This is a genomic window from Prevotella dentasini JCM 15908, assembly GCF_000614065.1.
Taxonomy (GTDB): domain Bacteria; phylum Bacteroidota; class Bacteroidia; order Bacteroidales; family Bacteroidaceae; genus Prevotella; species Prevotella dentasini.
Genome location: NZ_BAKG01000002.1, coordinates 61,831 through 79,258, shown reverse-complemented (window position 1 = coordinate 79,258; position 17,428 = coordinate 61,831). Strand labels below are relative to the sequence as shown.

The window sequence follows — 17,428 nt, the reverse complement described above, 5'->3', positions numbered from 1 at the left end:
GGGCTTGATGCACTTTCAAGTTCTCATAGTCATAAGATGAAGATTCACCATCTAAGGTTAGAGCACTAAAAAACTCCCGACACAAAAGTGCCGGGAGTTCCTTATTGATAGAGATATTACTTGCGAATTATTCAGCCTTTGCCTCTTCAGCTACAGGTGCTTCAGCTGCTGGAGCTTCAGTCTCTGCTGCCTTCTTAGCCGGACGACGGCTACGGCGAGTTTTCTTGGCTTCAGCCTTCGGAGTCTTTGCCATGTTCTCATCGTAGTCTACCAACTCGATGAAAGCGATAGGGGCAGCGTCGCCCTGACGGGTTCCGAGCTTGATAACGCGAGTATAGCCACCCGGACGGTCAGCTACCTTGACAGAAATCTCCTTGAAGAGTTCAGTAACCGCTCTCTTATCCTGCAAATAGCGGAAAACAACACGACGAGAGTTGGTTGTATCTTCCTTTGCCTTGGTAATCAGCGGCTCTACATACTTCTTCAGAGCCTTGGCCTTTGCGAGGGTCGTAGTGATTCTTTTGTGCTGAATCAGCGATATGGCCATGTTAGCGAGCATGGCTGCACGATGATCGGCAGTACGACCCAAATGGTTGAATTTCTTATTATGTCTCATTTTGTTTTTAACTTGTTGTGGACAAACCTGTCAACTCGTCTGACTTGCAGACTTGTCAACTCTTATTCCTTGTCCAGTTTATACTTTGTAATGTCGGTTCCAAACGACAGATTCAGACTCTCGAGCAAATCATCAAGCTCAGAGAGCGATTTCTTACCGAAGTTGCGGAACTTCAGGAGGTCAGTCTTGTTGTACTGTACCAAGTCGCCAAGTGTCTCTACATCAGCAGCCTTGAGGCAGTTGAGAGCGCGGACACTAAGGTTAAGACTTGAATCAGTGAGCTTAGTCTTAAGCAACTGGCGCATGTGCAGCACTTCCTCGTCAAACTCTTGGTTGCCCTCCTGATCAGGATTCTCGAGCGTAATCTTCTCGTCGGAGAACAACATGAAGTGATAGATAAGAATTTTTGCTGCTTCCTTCAGCGCATCTTTCGGGTGGATGGAACCATCGGTCGTAACCTCAAGAACGAGTTTATCGTAGTCGGTCTTTTGCTCGACACGATACGGCTCAACCGCATACTTCACGTTACGTATTGGGGTGTAGATGGAATCGATTGGGAGTACATTCACGTCGGTGCAGAACTCACGGTTTTCCTCAGCAGGAACATAACCACGTCCCTTATTGATTGTAAGGTCTATCTGCATCGAAGCCTTGGAGTCTAAATGACAAATCACCAAATCAGGGTTTAACACTTCAAATCCAGTCAGGTACTTACCGATATCACCTGCTTTGAATTCGGTGGAATTCTCTACGGTGATACTAACTTTCTCATTCTCGAATTCTTCTACTACTTGCTTGAATCGAACTTGCTTGAGATTCAAGATGATGTTGGTAACATCTTCCTTAACACCCGGTACTGAAGAAAATTCATGCTCAACACCAGCTATACGGATGGTATTGATAGCATAGCCCTCCAGCGATGAAAGGAGGATGCGGCGCAACGCATTACCGATGGTAACGCCGAAGCCAGGCTCAAGAGGACGGAATTCGAACTTGCCGAACTGGTCATTAGCCTCCAGCATCACAACTTTATCAGGTTTTTGAAATGCTAATATCGCCATTAATTTAATGATTTATTGTTTAGAGTACAACTCAACGATTAACTGCTCCTTAATGTTCTCGGGGATGTCAGCACGGTCTGGCTTGTGAAGGAACTTGCCACTCTTGCTGTTCTCGTCCCACTCTATCCAAGGATACTTGCTGTGATTGAAACCTGCAAGAGCAGCCTCGATAACTTCGAGAGACTTAGCCTTCTCGCGTACACCAACAACATCACCAGTCTTAACATGATAGGAAGCAATATTTACCACCTGACCGTTAACGACAATGTGCTTGTGGCTGACGAGCTGACGGGCAGCTGCACGCGTAGGAGCGAGACCAAGACGGAACACAACGTTGTCCAGACGGCTTTCGAGGTTCTGAAGGAGCACCTCACCAGTGATACCGTCAGCCTTGGCAGCCTTGTCGAACATATTGCGGAACTGACGCTCCAATACACCGTAAGTATATTTAGCCTTCTGCTTCTCTGCGAGCTGAGCACCATACTCAGACACCTTGCGGCGACGGTTGTTGCCATGCTGCCCCGGAGGGAAGTTTCTCTTAGCTAATACCTTATCTGCACCGAAGATAGGCTCACCGAAGCGGCGGGCGATTCGTGATTTTGGACCAATGTATCTTGCCATAATTAATATGAATTCTTTTAATTGTTATAAGATGTGATTATACACGACGACGCTTAGGAGGACGGCAGCCGTTGTGTGGCAACGGAGTAACGTCAACGATTTCAGTAACCTGAATACCGGATGCGTTCACTGCACGGATTGCGCTCTCACGACCGTTACCCGGACCTTTTACGTATGCCTTAACCTTGCGAAGACCGAGATCGAAAGCTACCTTAGCACAATCCTCTGCTGCCATCTGTGCAGCATAGGGAGTGTTCTTCTTTGATCCACGGAATCCCATCTTACCAGCTGAAGACCAAGAAATAACCTGACCTTCGTTGTTAGCCAAAGATACAATAATGTTATTGAATGAACTGTGAACGTGAAGCTGACCGAGTGCGTCAACACGTACATTTCTCTTCTTAGATGTTGCTGTTTTCTTTGCCATAATTCTTTTTTAGTCTAACAGTATCAAGTCTATAAGTCAATGAGGAAGGACTCGTGCCCGCTCTCCAACTCTCAACTCTCAACTAAATCTTACTTAGTAGCCTTTTTCTTATTAGCAACAGTCTTCTTCTTTCCCTTGCGGGTACGAGCATTGTTCTTAGTACTCTGACCGCGAACAGGAAGACCATTACGATGTCTAACTCCACGATAGCAACCTATGTCCATGAGACGCTTGATGTTCATCTGAATCTCTGAACGGAGATCACCTTCTACTTTGAATTCAGCGCCGATAATTTCACGGATTTTGGCAGCCTGATCGTCAGACCATTCGCTGACCTTCAGTCGCGGCTGATGCCGGCCTTATCCAATATCTTTGCTGAACTACTTCGACCAATACCATAGATATAGGTCAATGCGATTTCGCCACGCTTATTCTGGGGCAAATCTACTCCAACAATTCTTATTGCCATTGATTGAAAAATTGATTAAAATGTTACGTTCGTGCCTAAAAGCGCACAAAGGTAAGCATAATTTATCGTTCCACTTACCATTTGCACTTTTTTAACTTTAGCCTTGACGTAATTTGAACTTAGGATTCTTCTTGTTGATAACGAACAGACGACCCTTGCGACGAACAATTTTGCAGTCTGCTGTACGCTTCTTTAATGATGTTCTTGTCTTCATATCTCTATGTTGTTTATTTGTATCTGAAAACGATTCTGCCTTTTGTCAAGTCATAGGGACTCATCTCGACCTTAACCTTGTCTCCCGGAAGTATCTTGATGTAATGCATTCTCATCTTGCCAGAAATATGGGCGGTAATGTCCACACCATTCTCCAACTCTACACGGAACATGGCATTGGAAAGTGCTCCATGATGATTCCGTCCTGCTCTATTGCAGATTGCTTTGCCATATTGTCTTAAAAATTTTGTCCTTCTAAATGTTCTACTTCCTCAAACGAAGAGAGAATCTCAGCCTTTCCCTTGCGGATGGCGATGGTATGCTCAAAATGAGCTGCAGGCTTTCGGTCGCAAGTGATGATACTCCACCTGTCTTGCAACATCGCAATCTTACGGTCTCCCATCGTAATCATAGGCTCTATGGCTATACACATACCTGCTTTAAGCATGGTGCCATTGCCACGTCGCCCATAATTGGGAATCTGTGGATCCTCGTGCATGTCGCGTCCTATCCCGTGCCCTGTAAGTTCACGTACAACACCATAGCCCTCAGCCTCACAATAGTCTTGGACAGCCGACCCGATGTCGCCAACGTGATGACCAGCTTGCGCTGCCTCAATACCCTTATAGAGAGACTCTTTCGTCGTCTGGAGCAACTTCATTACTTCTGGGGCAACTTCGCCTACACAAAATGTGTAGCAGCTGTCGCCATTGAAACCATCCAGTAATGTGCCGCAGTCAACTGAGATAATATCGCCCTCTTTCAGAATGACTTTGTCGCTTGGGACACCATGAACTACAATATCGTTAACCGAAGTACAAATACTACCGGGAAACGGACCGCCATACGGATTGGGGAATCCCTTGAAAGTGGGGACAGCTCCATTGTCGCGAATAAACTCCTCGGCAATTCTGTCCAACTCTAAAGTTGATACCCCCGGTTTTATGTGACGGCCAACCTCCGCAAGCGTTCTGCCTACAAGATGGTTGGCCTTTCGCATTAAATCGATTTCATCTTCAGTCTTCAGAAATATATTCATTTCTCAAGAAAAAGATTAATAAGCAGCAACGCCGTTACCGCCACGGGTATGCCCAGAGTTCAAGAGACCGTCGTAATGGCGCATCATCATGTGAGACTCTATCTGCTGAAGCGTGTCAATGACAACACCGACGAGAATCAGCAAGGAGGTTCCACCGAAGAACTGACCAAACGCATCCTGAACATTGAGCCAACCAACCAAGGCCGGCATTATCGCAATAAAAGCTATAAAAAGAGAACCCGGGCCAGTAATACGGGACATAACCGTATCAATGTACTCAGCAGTATCCTTACCCGGCTTAACACCCGGAATGAAACCATTATTACGCTTCATATCTTCTGCCATCTGAGTAGGATTGAGCGTGATGGCTGTATAGAAATAGGTAAACGCAATCACAAGGATTACATAAACCGAATTATACAGCAAGCTCTTTGTATTCATCAGGGACTGAAGAACGGGACTTGCATTGTCGGTAGAATACTGTACGATGGCCAACGGAATAAACATCAATGCCTGAGCAAAGATAATAGGCATTACGTTAGCAGCAAACAGCTTCAACGGAATGTACTGACGTGCACCACCATATTGCTTATTGCCGACAACTCTCTTTGCATACTGAACAGGAACCTTGCGAGTACCTTGCGTCAGGAGAATAGAGGCACATACAACTGCATAAAGGATGATAATCTCAATGATGAACATCACAATACCACCACCAGAGATAGCAGTAAATCTACTGCTGATTTCTTGGAAGAAAGCCTGTGGAAGACGGGCAATAATGCCAATCATGATAATCAGAGATATACCATTACCTACTCCCTTATCGGTAATGCGCTCACCGAGCCACAAGATAAACATTGAACCAGCAGCAAGTATAATTGCCGCTGGAATCATGAAGCCCGTCCAGCTGATGCCCGTAGCAAGGGCAGCAGCCGACGTTGCTTTCAGATTAAACAAGTAGGACGGCGCCTGAAAGAACAGAATAAATACTGTCAGGCTACGCGTATACCAGTTAATCTTCTTGTGCCCGCTCTCACCCTCTCGCTGCATCTTTTGGAAATAAGGTACAGCGATGGCGAGAAGCTGCATAACGATTGAAGCTGAGATGTATGGCATAATTCCTAATGCAAAAATAGACGCATGGGAAAATGCACCACCGGAGAACATGTCCAACAGCGACATAAGGCCGCCAGCCGTCTGTGACTGCAATTTCTCAAGCTGGTTCGGATTTATACCGGGAAGTACAACGAACGAGCCAAATCGGTAAATAGCCGTAAACAGAATGGTGATAAGGAGTCGCTGACGCAAATCCTCAATCTTCCAACAGTTCTTCAGTGTCTCAATAAACTTTTTCATTAACTTAGATTATAGTTGTGTTACCACCTACTGCCTTGATAGCTTCTTCGGCAGTCTTTGAGAAAGCATTAGCTTCTACATCAACCTTTGCCTTCAGTTCACCCTTACCAAGAATCTTGACGAGTTCCTTGCCATTAGTCAGACCAGCTGCCACTAACTCGGCAATGCCAATCTTGGTAAGGTTCTTCTTCTCTGCAAGTTCCTGAAGAGTAGAAAGGTTTACAGCATAGTATTCCTTATGGTTGATATTCTTGAAGCCAGCCTTCGGTATACGACGCTGGAGCGGCATCTGACCACCTTCGAAACCTATCTTTCTCTTATAGCCAGAGCGAGCCTTAGCACCCTTGTGTCCACGGGTAGAAGTACCACCAAGTCCCGAACCGGGACCACGGCCAATACGACGACGCGAATGTGTAGAGCCAGCAGCTGGTTTCAAATTATTTAATTTCATAATTATTGTTTCCTTTATAAAGATTAATTAATCAATTACTGATACCAGATGATGTACCTTGCGGATCATACCACGGCTGCTTGGAGTATCCTCTACCTCAACAACCTGAGCTATCTTGTGAAGACCCAAGGCAAGAAGAGTTGCTTTCTGATCCTTCGGAGCATTGATGCGGCTCTTTATCTGCTTTATCTTAATTGTTGCCATAGTTTTATATCTCCTTATAGTTAACCGTTAAATACTTTATCCATACCGATACCACGCTCACCGGCTACCGTATAGGCATCGCGCATCAAAGCGAGAGCAGCAATAGTAGCCTTTACAAGGTTGTGAGGATTGGAAGATCCCTTAGACTTTGCTATCACATCAGTAACACCTGCACTCTCAAGTACAGCACGCATAGCACCACCCGCCTTCAGACCAGTACCGGCAGCAGCCGGCTTAAGAAGCACCTGAGCACCACCAAAGCGTGTTTCAACCTCATGAGGAACTGTACCCTTAAGAACAGAAACCTTTACGAGGTTCTTCTTGGCTGCATCTGTACCTTTCTGTATAGCAGCAGTAACTTCTCCAGCCTTGCCAAGTCCCCAACCGATAACGCCTTTACCGTCACCTACAACGACGATAGCTGCGAATGTGAAAGTACGACCACCCTTAGTAACCTTGGTTACACGGTTAATAGCAACCAGACGGTCCTTCAGTTCAACGTCACTATTTACTTTTACTTTATTCATTGCCATAATCGTTTAGAATTTAAGTCCTCCCTCACGTGCACCGTCAGCCAAAGCTTGAACACGGCCGTGATAAAGATAACCGTTACGGTCAAAAACAACCTGCTCTACACCAACGGCGACAGCCTTTTCGGCTACAAGCGCACCAACTTTCTTAGCCTGCTCTATCTTTGCCATCTTTTCAAGGCCAAGTGAGGAAGCCGAAGCAAGAGTTGTTCCTGTCAGATCATTAATAACCTGTGCATAAATCTGCTTATTGCTGCGGAAGACGCTCAGGCGTGGGCGTTCAGCAGTACCGTTCACACTCTTACGAATGCGGAACTTTATCTTAAGTCTTCTTTGTTCTTTCTTTGTTGTCATAATCGTAATGAATTATTAAAGTTACTTAGCTGCAGCCGTCTTACCAGACTTTCTGCGAATAACCTCACCCTTAAACAGGATACCCTTACCCTTATAAGGTTCAGGCATACGGAAAGAACGAATCTTAGCACAGATGAGACCAAGCAGTTGCTTGTCAGCCGATTCGAGAGTGATAATAGGGTTCTGATTACGCTCACTCTTTGTTTCAACCTTAACTTCTTTCGGAAGCTGAATGAAAATGGGGTGTGTATAACCTAAAGAGAACTCTACCAAGTTGCCTTGGTTGGAAACACGGTAACCTACACCGACCAACTCCAAAGTCTTGGTATAACCTTCGCTGACACCTACAACCATATTGTTTACCAACGAACGATACAGACCGTGAAAAGCCTGCTTCTGCTTGTAGTTCACCGGACTATTCTCATCAACCTCAAAAATTATCTGGCCCTCTTCAACATTCATCTTGATAGAAGGATCAACATATTGTGAGAGTTCTCCTTTGGGACCCTTGACGGTTACAACATTATCCTTCTGTGTAATAGTAACGCCAGCAGGAACACTAATTGGCAATTTTCCTATTCTTGACATATTCAATCCTCCAATTAATAAATGTAGCAAAGAACCTCACCACCAATTTTCTCGACGGCTGCTTCCTTGTTAGTCATAACACCCTTTGACGTGGAAATGATGGCAATTCCAAGTCCGTTTATTACTCTCGGCATGTCTTTGTAGCCAGTATACTGGCGAAGACCCGGCGTAGAAACGCGCTTCAGTTTCTTGATTGCATTCTGCTTGGTCACTGGGTCGTACTTCAGTGCGACCTTGATTGTACCCTGTGGCCCATCTTCAACGAACTTGTAGTTCAAGATGTAACCCTTCTCAAAGAGAATCTTTGTGATAGACTTCTTCAAGTTAGACGCAGGAACCTCAACTACACGGTGATGAGCCATGATTGCATTTCTGAGTCTTGTCAGATAATCTGCTATTGGATCTGTCATAAAATATAAATGTTTAATTAATCGGGACTACCCCGACAATATTAAAAAATGCTTTGTAATCAAGCGTCATACTCGGCATTTACATGCCAAGCATGCCGCAGGATAAACTTACCAGCTTGCCTTCCTCACTCCGGGAATGAGACCCTGTGAAGCCATTTCGCGGAACTGGATACGAGAGAGACCGAATTGACGGATATATCCCTTTGGACGACCAGTTACCTTGCAACGGTTATGAAGACGGATAGGATTCGCATTCTTTGGAATAGACTGCAACTTACGAGCAGCCTCGTAAGCCTCAGCTAAATCATTAGAAGTTGCGATAATCTTCTTCAAAGCTGCACGCTTCTCAGCATAACGAGCAACGAGCTTTGCGCGCTTTACCTCGCGAGCTTTCATTGATTCTTTTGCCATATCTCTTAGTCGTTTTTAGCGTTCTTGAATGGAAGGCCGAAAGCCTTGAGCAGAGCATACCCTTCCTCATCAGTCTGAGCCGAAGTTACAAAAGTGATGTTCATACCCTGCATGCGGTCAACCTGATCGATGTTTATTTCCGGGAAAATGATTTGCTCAGTAATACCCAAAGTGTAGTTACCACGACCATCAAACTTGCTCTCAATACCCTTGAAGTCACGAATACGTGGCAAAGACACACGAACAAGTTTCTCAAGGAACTCATACATACGCTCACGACGCAATGTTACCATCACACCGATAGGCATCTTCTTACGAAGCTTGAAGTTAGCTATATCCTTTCTAGAATAAGTAGCAACCGCCTTCTGGCCTGTAATAGAAGAAATCTCGTTAATAGCAACTTCGATTATCTTCTTGTCTTGGGTAGCATCTCCGAGCCCCTGATTGATAACAATCTTCTTCAGGACAGGAATCTGCATTGCAGAAGTATAGTTGAACTGCTTCTGAAGTTCAGGAGCTATCTGCTCCTTATACTGTTTCTTTAACTGTGCTGTATCCATTACTTAATTTCCTCCCCAGACTTTTTAGCGATACGCTTAACGGTCTTACCTTCACGCTCAATCTTGATGCGAGTGGCCTTACCGCTCTTAGGATCGACCAGACTTAAATTTGAGATATGAATAGGAGCCTCCTGCTTGATAATGCCGCCCTGAGGACTTGCTGCAGATGGCTTTGTACTTTTGGAAACCATATTAATGCCTTCCACAATAGCACGCTCCTTGTCAACGAGTACCTTAAGCACCTTACCACTCTTACCCTTATCAGCACCGGCAAGAACGATAACTTTATCGTCTTTCTTTATATGGAATTTTGCCATTTTATTATTCTGATTAATAATTAAAGAACCTCAGGTGCCAAAGAAACAACCTTCATGTTCACTGCACGCAACTCACGGGCTACGGGACCGAAGATACGGCTACCGCGGATTTCACCAGCATTGTTGAGCAATACACATGCGTTGTCGTCGAAGCGGATGTAAGAACCATCAGCGCGACGGATTTCCTTCTTAGTGCGGACGATCAAAGCCTTTGATACTGCACCCTTTTTCAATTCACTTGACGGGATGACGTTCTGTACAGCAACTACGATAACGTCACCAACACTTGCATAACGACGGCCCGTACCACCCAGCACACGGATGCACTTCGCTTCACGAGCACCGCTGTTATCACATACTGTAAGTCTTGATTCTGATTGTATCATAATTACTTAGCTTTTTCTACAATTTGAACTAATCTCCATCTCTTTGTCTTGCTCAAAGGACGAGTTTCCATAATGAGAACCGTATCGCCTACATTAGCCTCGTTCTTCTCATCGTGAGCATGGTACTTCTTTGTCTTCTGAACAAACTTACCATATATAGGGTGCTTCTCCTTGAACTTAGCAGCAATAACAATGGTTTTATCCATTTTGTTACTGATAACGACACCCTGTCTTACTTTTCTTAAATTTCTTGTTTCCATCTGGACCATTGTTATTTATTAAGTTCTCTCTGACGAAGTTCGGTCTTCATTCGCGCGATGTCTCGACGAGCAGTCTTAATCTGTGATGGATTCTCAAGTGGAGTAACCTGATGGTTCAGCTTCATTCTGTCGTAAGCTGCCACAGCATTCTCTATCTTCTCAACCAAGTCCTTGGTTTCGAGTTCTTTTACTTCTTTAATCTTCATCTTTCTTAAGCGTTTTTATCGAAATCACGTCTTACAACAAACTTAGTCTTTACAGGAAGTTTCTGAGCCGCGAGACGAAGAGCCTCCTTGGCTATATCAAAACTAACCCCTTCTACTTCAAAGAGAATACGACCCGGAGTAACTGGTGCAACCCAACCAGCAGGATCACCCTTACCTTTACCCATTCGGACATCAGCAGGTTTGCGAGTGATGGGTTTATCCGGGAAGATACGAATCCAGACCTGCCCCTGACGGTTCATGTAGCGGTTTACTGCTACACGTGCGGCCTCAATCTGACGGCTGTCAATCCACTTCGGCTCAAGTGTCTTGATACCGAACGAACCAAAAGCCAATTGTGTACCTCTATGGGCGTTACCCTTATTACCGCGTCCATCTTGAGGTCTTCTATATTTTACTCTTTTTGGCTGTAACATGATAGCTTCTACTTTTAACGGTTATTGTTTCTTCTGCGATTACCTCTTCCAGAACGAGAACCACCATTGTTCTGACGGCTATTGCTCTTTTCTTGAGTAAAGTTAGGAGTGAGTTCTACCTTGTTGTAGACTTCACCACGGCAAATCCACACCTTAATACCCAAAAGACCAACCTTAGTAAGAGCCTCTGTCTGACAATAATCAATGTCTGCACGGAAAGTGTGCAAAGGAGTACGGCCTTCCTTGAACATTTCCTTACGTGCCATCTCGGCACCGTTCAAACGGCCAGTAATCTGAATCTTTATACCTTCAGCTCCTGCACGCATTGTATTGGCAACAGCCATCTTAATGGCGCGACGATAAGCAATTTTACCCTCTACTTGGCGAGCAATATTGTTACCAACAATGTTAGCATCGAGTTCAGGCTTCTTCACCTCAAAGATGTTGATTTGAATTTCCTTCTTGAAAAGGTTCTTCAATTCTTCTTTGAGCTTGTCAACGTCCTGACCACCCTTACCGATAACAATACCCGGACGGGCTGTGCAGATAGTAATAGTAACGAGCTTCAATGTACGCTCAATGACAATACGGGAAACGCTGGCTTTCTCCAAACGCTTGTTCAGATACTTACGGATTTTCTGATCCTCAACGAGGTTGTCTCCGAAGCTCTTGCCACCGAACCAATTAGACTCCCAACCGCGGATAATACCCAAACGGTTGCTTATTGGATTAACTTTCTGTCCCATTCTACTACTTATTTATCATTATTATCAGCCTTCGAGTCAACGAAAAGCGTAACGTGGTTAGAACGTTTGCGGATTCTGTAACCACGGCCCTGTGGTGCCGGACGCATGCGCTTCATCGTAACACCTTCATCAACGAATATCTTAGAGATATAAAGCTCACCGTCTTCGGCTTTGCGATCATTCTTAGCCTCCCAGTTGGCAATAGCAGAACGAAGAAGTTTCTCAACATTCTGAGCAGCTGCCTTCTTTGAGAATCTCAGCACGCCAAGGGCGCGATTCACTTCCATACCACGAACCATGTCTACAACATAGCGCATCTTACGTGGAGAAGAAGGGCATCCCTTGAGCTTTGCAAAATATTGGCTTTTAAGGGCTTCCTTACGAGCCTCTGCCTTTATATGTTTTCTTGCTCCCATTATATTTATCTATTTTCTAAAGGATTTATGAACCTGCTTACCTCTTGTTGTTACCAGAGTGACCACCGAAACGGCGTGTAGGGCTAAACTCTCCGAGCTTATGGCCTACCATGTTCTCAGTAATGTAAACAGGGATAAATTTGTTTCCGTTATGGACTGCAACAGTGTGTCCCACAAAATCAGGGGAAATCATTGATGCTCTGGCCCATGTCTTAACGACAGTCTTCTTACCACTCTCATTCATAGCGAGAATCTTCTTCTCGAGTGATACGTTGATATATGGACCCTTTTTTAATGAACGACTCATAATTTACTCTTAGTTACGTTGATTACTTCTTGTTAGCTCTTTCAATAATGTACTTGTTTGAAAGCTTCTTAGGTGCACGTGTCTTAAGACCCTTAGCATACAAGCCCTTGCGTGAACGTGGGTGTCCACCAGACTGGCGACCTTCACCACCACCCATCGGGTGATCAACAGGATTCATAACAACACCACGGTTGTGAGGACGACGGCCCAACCAACGAGAGCGACCAGCCTTACCAGACTGCTCAAGTGCATGATCGGAGTTACCCACACTACCAATAGTTGCTTTACAAGCAGAAAGAATCTGACGAGTTTCGCCAGAAGGAAGCTTGATAACACAATAACTGCCTTCACGAGAAGTAAGCTGAGCAAAGTTACCAGCCGAACGAACGAGCAAAGCACCCTGCCCCGGACGCAATTCAATATTATGAATTACGGTACCGACAGGAATGTTAGCCAATGGAAGTGCATTTCCAACTTCAGGGGCTGCCTCAGCACCCGACATCAGAGTTCTGCCAACCTGCAATCCGTTAGGAGCAATAATGTAACGTTTTTCACCATCAGCATAGTATAAGAGGGCAATACGAGCAGACCTGTTAGGATCATACTCAATTGTCTTTACAACAGCTGGAACACCATCTTTCTCTCGCTTGAAGTCGATTAAACGATACTTCTTCTTATGACCACCACCCATATAGCGGACGGTCATCTTACCGGTGTTGTTTCGACCACCGGTAGAACGCTTACCGTAAACGAGAGACTTCTCTGGCACGGATGCAGTAATATCCTCGAACGTGCCAATAACCTTGTGTCTTTGTCCCGGTGTAACCGGGTTTAATTTACGTACTGCCATTTTTTATTTAAATATTGCTGTAAAAATCGATTGAATCGCCATTCTTCAAAGTGACGATAGCCTTCTTGAATGCGTTCTTTTGCCCCTTTACAAGGCCTGCCTTTGTATAACGGGCCTGACGCTTACCGGCATAACGAATCGTATTCACGTCTACTACTGTAACGTTGTACAGAGCCTCAACTTCTTTCTTAATCTCAAGTTTATTGGCCTCAGGCTTAACGATAAAACCATATTTAGGCTGTGCCGGAATGGTTCTTTTCTCACCCTTGTGCTTTACAACCTTATCCTCAGAAGACTTGTCTGTCATCTTGGTCATCTTCTCAGTGACCACTGGTTTAATGATAAATCCCATAATTCTACTGTCTCCTAATTATTACTTGGTTAAGATTTCGTCAATGACTTTCAGAGAATTTTCTGTAACAACCATCACGTCTGCATGCAAAACCTTATACGAATTAAGCTGTGCAGCGGTCATCACTTCTGCTTTCTCTAAATTGCGAGCTGACAAATATACATTTTTCTCCAATTCTGGCAAAACGAGAAGTACTTTCTTACCGTCAACTTTCAGATTTTTAGCAATCTTTATAAAATCTTTTGTCTTCGGTGCATCGAAATTAAAATCCTCAACCACAACGATGGCACTCTCCTGTGCCTTGTAAGCCAAAGCAGACTTACGAGCAAGAACCTTTACTTTTTTATTGAGCTTGAAACTATAGTCACGAGGCTTGGGGCCGAAAACACGGCCACCGCCTACAAGAACCGGTGAGTTAATATCACCACGACGTGCACCGCCGCCGCCCTTCTGACGGCCCAACTTGCGAGTAGAACCTGCATGTTCACTTCTTTCCTTTGACTTGGCTGTTCCCTGACGCTGGTCGGCAAGATACTGCTTTACATCAAGGTAGAGGACATGATCGTTAGGCTCAATTCCGAAGATATTCTCGTTAAGAGTTACCTTACGGCCGGTCTCCTGACCTTTGATATCTAATACGTTAATATCCATTACTTGTTAATTATGAGGGTTGAACCATTACATCCGGCAACACTACCCTTAACGAGAAGGAGATTGTGCTCTGGAATTACCTTTAACACCTGAAGGTTCTGAGTCGTAACTCTGTCGCCTCCCATCTGACCAGCCATGCGCATGCCTTTGAATACCTTTGCAGGGTAAGAACAAGCACCGATGGAACCCGGCTTACGGGCACGGTCATCCTGTCCGTGGGTGGACTGTCCTACACCACCGAACCCATGACGCTTTACAACGCCTTGGAAACCTTTACCCTTCGATGTACCTACTACGTCAACGAACTTGACACCGTTGAACAATTCTACGGTAATAGTGTCGCCGAGGTTGTACTCCTCATCAAACTTGAACTCAACCAAGTGCTTCTTTGGCGTTGTGCCGGCCTTCTTGAAATGTCCCAACTCTGGCTTAGTAGTATTCTTCTCCTTAGCCTCGCCGAAACCTAACTGAACAGCCTTGTAACCATCTTTCTCTACGGTCTTAACCTGAGTTACAACACAAGGACCAGCTTCGATAACAGTGCACGGTACATTCTTACCGTCGGCACTGAAAACGGATGTCATTCCGATTTTCTTTCCTAATAATCCTGGCATTTCAATTAAAATTTTTAATGATTGAAAATTCTTTTAGATAACGTAATAAAACTACACCTTGATTTCCACCTCAACACCTGAAGGCAATTCAAGCTTCATCAGAGCATCCACGGTCTTTGGAGTAGAGCTGTAAATGTCAATAAGACGCTTGAAGTCGGAGAGCTGGAACTGCTCACGAGCCTTCTTGTTTACGAATGTAGAGCGGTTTACAGTGTAAATACGCTTGTGTGTCGGCAATGGAATAGGGCCACTGACGATTGCACCGGTAGCCTTTACTGCCTTCACGATTTTCTCAGCTGACTTGTCAACCAACTGGTGGTCGTAAGACTTCAGCTTGATACGAATTTTCTGACTCATAGTCTGAATTTATTTATAAATGAATAATTAAAAGGCAGAGGGAAGCTCCTTATAAGAGTCATTCGCTATAAGGAGCCACCCTACCTCATATAGTATTTTATTCTTACTTCAACAGCTCTGAATGTCCGTTCAGCTCATCAAGAATGGTCTTGGCAAGACTATTGGAAACAGGAGAGTGATGATCGTATTCCATAGAAGACGTTGCACGACCAGAAGTGATAGTACGGAGAGCTGTTACATAACCAAACATCTCTGACAGCGGTACCATAGCCTTTACAATACGTGCACCACTACGTGCTTCTTCCATTCCCTGTACAAGACCACGACGCTTGTTCAAGTCTCCAATCACATCACCCATGTTCTCTTCAGGCGTAACCACCTCAACACGCATGATAGGCTCCATCAGAACAGGACCAGCCTGTGGGCAGAGCTTCTTGAAAGCCTGATGAGCTACCAACTCAAACGACAACTGGTCAGAATCTACCGGGTGGAAAGAACCATCGGTAAGCGTAACCTTCATGCCAGTCAGCGGGAAGCCGCCAAGAACACCATTGCCAATACAATCCTTGAATCCCTTCTCAACAGCAGGGATGAATTCCTTAGGCACGTTACCGCCCTTGACAACATTGACAAACTGCATATCGCCCTCTGTGTAGTCTTCGTCCTTTGGCTCAATGGTAACATCAATACAAGCGAACTTACCGCGGCCACCAGACTGCTTCTTGTAAGTCTCACGGCTCTGAGCAGCCTTGGTAATAGCCTCCTTATAGTTAACCTGAGGCTTACCCTGATTACACTCAACCTTGAACTCACGCTTCAGACGGTCAATAATAATGTCAAGGTGAAGCTCACCCATACCAGAAATGATGGTCTGACCACTCTGCTCATCGGTACGAACAGTGAAAGTCGGGTCTTCTTCAGCCAACTTAGCAAGACCATTGTCAAGCTTGGTAATATCAGCCTGGCTCTTCGGCTCAACTGCAATAGAAATCACTGTATCAGGGAAGGACATGGATTCCAATACGATAGGTGAACCCTCATCACAAAGAGTATCACCTGTACGAATATCCTTGAATCCTACACCAGCACCAATATCGCCTGCATCAATAGACTCCATTGGGATTTCCTTATTGGAGTTCATCTGGAACAGGCGGCTGATACGCTCCTTTTTACGAGAACGTGGGTTATAAACGTATGAACCAGCAACCACCTTACCGGAGTAAACGCGGAAGAATACCAAACGGCCCATGAATGGTCGGTAGCAATCTTGAACGCAAGGGCGGCAGTCGGCTCGGTATCAGAAGGCTTACGCTCTTCTTCCTCCTCCGTTTCAGGATTAGTACCCGTAACAGCCACCGTGTCAAGTGGTGAAGGCAAGAATGCACATACATAGTCAAGCAGTGGCTGAACACCCTTATTTTTATAGGAAGAGCCAAGAACCATCGGGCAGCATTCCATAGAGATACATCCCTTACGGATAGCTGCTATCAGCTTTTCTTCAGGGATATCCTGACCATCAAGATAAAGTTCCATAACCTCGTCGTCGAAGTTAGCGGCACTTTCAAGCAGCTTGTCGCGCCATTCAGCAGCCTCATCGGCGAGTTCAGCAGGAATATCCTCCACGTCATACTCAGCACCCATGGTTTCGTCATGCCACAGGATAGCTTTCATCTTGATGAGGTCTACAACACCCTTGAAGTTTTCCTCTGCACCAATAGGAATCTGAACAGGAACAGGGTTAGCCCCAAGAACATCCCGCATCTGACGCACAGTCTCGTAGAAGTCTGCACCAGAGCGGTCCATCTTATTAACATAACCTATACGCGGTACGTTATATTTGTCTGCCTGACGCCATACAGTCTCGGACTGTGGCTGAACGCCATCGGCAGCAGAGTAAGTTGCAACTGCACCATCAAGTACACGGAGCGAACGCTCAACCTCAGCAGTAAAGTCAACGTGTCCCGGAGTATCAATCAAGTTAATTTTATAAGACTTGTTCAGATAGTTCCAGTTACAGGTTGTTGCAGCAGAAGTAATGGTGATACCACGCTCCTGTTCCTGTGCCATCCAGTCCATGGTAGCCGCACCATCGTGCACCTCACCGATTTTGTGGGTTTTTCCCGTGTAGAAAAGGATACGTTCCGAAGTTGTTGTCTTACCGGCATCAATATGAGCATGATACCGATGTTACGAGTCAAATGTAAATCGCGATTTGCCATTTT

General features: G+C 45.1%; 28 protein-coding genes and 3 pseudogenes. All 31 read right to left on the bottom strand.

Going from position 1 to position 17,428, the window contains the following annotated elements; all coding sequences use genetic code 11:
- Positions 1 to 127: 127 nt before the first annotated feature.
- The 31 genes and pseudogenes from rplQ to fusA all read right to left on the bottom strand — a co-directional run bounded on the left by rplQ (position 128) and on the right by fusA (position 17,425).
- Positions 128 to 616, bottom strand: a complete 489-nt coding sequence (rplQ, locus tag JCM15908_RS01335; RefSeq protein ID WP_025001963.1) for a 50S ribosomal protein L17 — start codon at positions 614 to 616, stop codon at positions 128 to 130.
- A 62-nt stretch (positions 617 to 678) separates the two neighbouring features.
- Complete coding sequence (locus tag JCM15908_RS01330; protein ID WP_025001962.1) at positions 679 to 1,677, bottom strand: DNA-directed RNA polymerase subunit alpha; 999 nt, start codon at positions 1,675 to 1,677, stop codon at positions 679 to 681.
- 12 nt (positions 1,678 to 1,689) lie between these two features.
- Positions 1,690 to 2,298 carry a 30S ribosomal protein S4 gene (rpsD, locus tag JCM15908_RS01325; RefSeq protein WP_025001961.1) on the bottom strand — a complete coding sequence of 203 codons (609 nt, stop codon included), beginning with the start codon at positions 2,296 to 2,298 and terminating at the stop codon, positions 1,690 to 1,692.
- Positions 2,299 to 2,335: 37 nt separating this feature from the next.
- Positions 2,336 to 2,725, bottom strand: coding sequence for a 30S ribosomal protein S11 (rpsK, locus tag JCM15908_RS01320; protein ID WP_025001960.1), 390 nt, complete (start codon positions 2,723 to 2,725; stop codon positions 2,336 to 2,338).
- A gap of 89 nt (positions 2,726 to 2,814) precedes the next feature.
- A pseudogene (gene rpsM / locus JCM15908_RS01315) lies at positions 2,815 to 3,194 on the bottom strand (30S ribosomal protein S13).
- Positions 3,195 to 3,291: 97 nt separating this feature from the next.
- Positions 3,292 to 3,408: a 50S ribosomal protein L36 gene (gene rpmJ, locus JCM15908_RS14255; protein WP_081475822.1), complete on the bottom strand. Its 117-nt coding sequence runs from the start codon at positions 3,406 to 3,408 to the stop codon at positions 3,292 to 3,294.
- A gap of 13 nt (positions 3,409 to 3,421) precedes the next feature.
- Positions 3,422 to 3,639, bottom strand: a pseudogene (gene infA / locus JCM15908_RS11560) (translation initiation factor IF-1).
- A gap of 6 nt (positions 3,640 to 3,645) precedes the next feature.
- A complete protein-coding gene (gene map / locus JCM15908_RS01305) occupies positions 3,646 to 4,446 on the bottom strand; it encodes a type I methionyl aminopeptidase (protein WP_025001958.1) in 801 nt (266 codons plus the stop codon).
- A gap of 15 nt (positions 4,447 to 4,461) precedes the next feature.
- On the bottom strand, positions 4,462 to 5,802 hold the full coding sequence (gene secY / locus JCM15908_RS01300) for a preprotein translocase subunit SecY (protein WP_025001957.1): 1,341 nt from the start codon (positions 5,800 to 5,802) through the stop codon (positions 4,462 to 4,464).
- Positions 5,803 to 5,806: 4 nt separating this feature from the next.
- Entirely contained in the window at positions 5,807 to 6,253 is a 447-nt protein-coding gene (gene rplO / locus JCM15908_RS01295) for a 50S ribosomal protein L15 (RefSeq protein WP_025001956.1), read from the bottom strand.
- Between the two features lie 27 nt (positions 6,254 to 6,280).
- Positions 6,281 to 6,457, bottom strand: coding sequence for a 50S ribosomal protein L30 (gene rpmD / locus JCM15908_RS01290; protein WP_025001955.1), 177 nt, complete (start codon positions 6,455 to 6,457; stop codon positions 6,281 to 6,283).
- A 20-nt stretch (positions 6,458 to 6,477) separates the two neighbouring features.
- Complete coding sequence (gene rpsE / locus JCM15908_RS01285; RefSeq protein WP_025001954.1) at positions 6,478 to 6,990, bottom strand: 30S ribosomal protein S5; 513 nt, start codon at positions 6,988 to 6,990, stop codon at positions 6,478 to 6,480.
- 6 nt (positions 6,991 to 6,996) lie between these two features.
- Positions 6,997 to 7,341, bottom strand: a complete 345-nt coding sequence (gene rplR / locus JCM15908_RS01280; RefSeq protein ID WP_025001953.1) for a 50S ribosomal protein L18 — start codon at positions 7,339 to 7,341, stop codon at positions 6,997 to 6,999.
- Between the two features lie 21 nt (positions 7,342 to 7,362).
- Entirely contained in the window at positions 7,363 to 7,929 is a 567-nt protein-coding gene (gene rplF, locus JCM15908_RS01275; protein ID WP_025001952.1) for a 50S ribosomal protein L6, read from the bottom strand.
- A 14-nt stretch (positions 7,930 to 7,943) separates the two neighbouring features.
- A complete protein-coding gene (gene rpsH, locus JCM15908_RS01270; RefSeq protein ID WP_025001951.1) occupies positions 7,944 to 8,339 on the bottom strand; it encodes a 30S ribosomal protein S8 in 396 nt (131 codons plus the stop codon).
- 108 nt (positions 8,340 to 8,447) lie between these two features.
- Positions 8,448 to 8,750, bottom strand: a complete 303-nt coding sequence (rpsN, locus tag JCM15908_RS01265; protein WP_025001950.1) for a 30S ribosomal protein S14 — start codon at positions 8,748 to 8,750, stop codon at positions 8,448 to 8,450.
- Positions 8,751 to 8,755: 5 nt separating this feature from the next.
- Positions 8,756 to 9,310, bottom strand: coding sequence for a 50S ribosomal protein L5 (gene rplE / locus JCM15908_RS01260; protein WP_025001949.1), 555 nt, complete (start codon positions 9,308 to 9,310; stop codon positions 8,756 to 8,758).
- Positions 9,310 to 9,627: a 50S ribosomal protein L24 gene (gene rplX, locus JCM15908_RS01255; protein WP_025001948.1), complete on the bottom strand. Its 318-nt coding sequence runs from the start codon at positions 9,625 to 9,627 to the stop codon at positions 9,310 to 9,312. Before rplX ends, rplE begins: the two co-directional genes overlap by 1 nt.
- 20 nt (positions 9,628 to 9,647) lie before the next feature.
- Entirely contained in the window at positions 9,648 to 10,013 is a 366-nt protein-coding gene (gene rplN / locus JCM15908_RS01250) for a 50S ribosomal protein L14 (protein WP_025001947.1), read from the bottom strand.
- Between the two features lie 2 nt (positions 10,014 to 10,015).
- Entirely contained in the window at positions 10,016 to 10,282 is a 267-nt protein-coding gene (gene rpsQ / locus JCM15908_RS01245; RefSeq protein ID WP_004361615.1) for a 30S ribosomal protein S17, read from the bottom strand.
- Positions 10,283 to 10,284: 2 nt separating this feature from the next.
- On the bottom strand, positions 10,285 to 10,479 hold the full coding sequence (rpmC, locus tag JCM15908_RS01240) for a 50S ribosomal protein L29 (RefSeq protein ID WP_025001946.1): 195 nt from the start codon (positions 10,477 to 10,479) through the stop codon (positions 10,285 to 10,287).
- A gap of 5 nt (positions 10,480 to 10,484) precedes the next feature.
- Positions 10,485 to 10,913, bottom strand: coding sequence for a 50S ribosomal protein L16 (rplP, locus tag JCM15908_RS01235; protein ID WP_022252008.1), 429 nt, complete (start codon positions 10,911 to 10,913; stop codon positions 10,485 to 10,487).
- 14 nt (positions 10,914 to 10,927) lie between these two features.
- Positions 10,928 to 11,659, bottom strand: a complete 732-nt coding sequence (gene rpsC, locus JCM15908_RS01230) for a 30S ribosomal protein S3 (RefSeq protein ID WP_025001945.1) — start codon at positions 11,657 to 11,659, stop codon at positions 10,928 to 10,930.
- A gap of 8 nt (positions 11,660 to 11,667) precedes the next feature.
- Positions 11,668 to 12,075 (bottom strand): 50S ribosomal protein L22, encoded by a 408-nt coding sequence (gene rplV, locus JCM15908_RS01225; protein WP_025001944.1) that lies wholly within the window; start codon positions 12,073 to 12,075, stop codon positions 11,668 to 11,670.
- 37 nt (positions 12,076 to 12,112) lie between these two features.
- Positions 12,113 to 12,382: a 30S ribosomal protein S19 gene (rpsS, locus tag JCM15908_RS01220; protein ID WP_004341793.1), complete on the bottom strand. Its 270-nt coding sequence runs from the start codon at positions 12,380 to 12,382 to the stop codon at positions 12,113 to 12,115.
- A 22-nt stretch (positions 12,383 to 12,404) separates the two neighbouring features.
- Complete coding sequence (gene rplB / locus JCM15908_RS01215) at positions 12,405 to 13,232, bottom strand: 50S ribosomal protein L2 (RefSeq protein WP_025001943.1); 828 nt, start codon at positions 13,230 to 13,232, stop codon at positions 12,405 to 12,407.
- Between the two features lie 7 nt (positions 13,233 to 13,239).
- Positions 13,240 to 13,584 (bottom strand): 50S ribosomal protein L23, encoded by a 345-nt coding sequence (gene rplW / locus JCM15908_RS01210; protein ID WP_025001942.1) that lies wholly within the window; start codon positions 13,582 to 13,584, stop codon positions 13,240 to 13,242.
- A gap of 21 nt (positions 13,585 to 13,605) precedes the next feature.
- A complete protein-coding gene (rplD, locus tag JCM15908_RS01205; RefSeq protein ID WP_025001941.1) occupies positions 13,606 to 14,235 on the bottom strand; it encodes a 50S ribosomal protein L4 in 630 nt (209 codons plus the stop codon).
- Positions 14,235 to 14,849 (bottom strand): 50S ribosomal protein L3, encoded by a 615-nt coding sequence (gene rplC, locus JCM15908_RS01200; RefSeq protein WP_025001940.1) that lies wholly within the window; start codon positions 14,847 to 14,849, stop codon positions 14,235 to 14,237. The genes rplD and rplC overlap by 1 nt, the downstream gene beginning before the upstream one ends.
- Positions 14,850 to 14,900: 51 nt before the next feature.
- Positions 14,901 to 15,206: a 30S ribosomal protein S10 gene (gene rpsJ / locus JCM15908_RS01195; RefSeq protein WP_025001939.1), complete on the bottom strand. Its 306-nt coding sequence runs from the start codon at positions 15,204 to 15,206 to the stop codon at positions 14,901 to 14,903.
- A 103-nt stretch (positions 15,207 to 15,309) separates the two neighbouring features.
- Positions 15,310 to 17,425: pseudogene (gene fusA / locus JCM15908_RS11555) on the bottom strand (elongation factor G).
- Positions 17,426 to 17,428: the final 3 nt, after the last annotated feature.